This window comes from Streptomyces botrytidirepellens (assembly GCF_003721215.1).
In the GTDB taxonomy this organism is placed as follows: domain Bacteria; phylum Actinomycetota; class Actinomycetes; order Streptomycetales; family Streptomycetaceae; genus Streptomyces; species Streptomyces himastatinicus.
Window position 1 is genome coordinate 1 of record NZ_RIBZ01000399.1, and the last position, 827, is coordinate 827.

Genomic DNA, 827 nt, shown 5'->3' on the forward strand with positions numbered 1-827 from the left:
CCCCAGGTGGCCGACCGTTCTGGCAGCCGGTCGAGCCGGGCCCGCAACAGGCCCGCTCCCGGCACCCCGCGCGCCACCCGCGCCCGGGGCCCGCCAAATTGAGGAGTGAAATGCCATGACGAAGCCCACTGCCGCCCGCCGTCCCGCCCCCAGGACATCTCCCCACCTGGGCCACCTGCTGCGGCGCGCGGGCGCCGTCGCCCGCGCCGCCTGGCACGGGTACCCGGAAGAAGGACTCCCGCCCGTGCGGGACCTGCGGCGGCCCGGCTGGCTTGGCCTGGTTCGTATCTCCGGTGAGCACACCGACCCCTGCGAGGTGCAGGCCGGAACCGAGCAGGTCACGGACTGGCGTACCGCCTACACCGCACACGGAGGTAAGGACCCGGTCGCGAACGAGTACTTCGGGCTCCCCGAGGATCTGCTCGACCCCGACGATGACGGTGCCCTGGACCGCGCGGTGGACGCCATCGCCCACCTGCCCGTGGTGCTGCTCAGCGGTCTCTACGACGGCATGGAGCACGGACTCGCCCGTACCGAGGCGCAGCACAGGGATGGTTTGGACCGATGGTCCCTGATCGAGGCGTACGTCCGGCTCGGACTGCTCCCCCCTGCCAACGTCCTGTACCTCCCGCAGACTCCGGACTCGGCCCGTTCCGGGCGGCTGACCGCTTACCTGATCGCGGCGTACCTGCGCGCGACCTGCGACCAGGCAGCCGGACAATTGCGCAGCGACGTCCGGATGGTGCGGCGGCTCCTGTCCCAGCCCCGCACTTCGGTCGCCTAGACCGCACCGCAGTGCCCGCCCGCTCGGCCCGCGCCCACGCGCG

Annotated in this window: 1 protein-coding gene; it reads left to right on the forward strand. The window is 72.7% G+C overall.

Translation table 11 applies throughout. From position 1 onward, the window contains the following. Nucleotides 1-115 precede the first annotated feature (115 nt). Nucleotides 116-784: a hypothetical protein gene (locus EEJ42_RS31175; protein WP_123105213.1), complete on the forward strand. Its 669-nt coding sequence runs from the start codon at nucleotides 116-118 to the stop codon at nucleotides 782-784. The last annotated feature ends 43 nt before the right edge of the window (nucleotides 785-827 follow it).

Bases quoted from the DNA above. Each gene is read 5' to 3' on its own strand.
- EEJ42_RS31175 (WP_123105213.1), top strand. From the start codon at position 116: ATGACGAAGCCCACTGCCGCCCGCCGTCCCGCCCCCAGGACATCTCCC.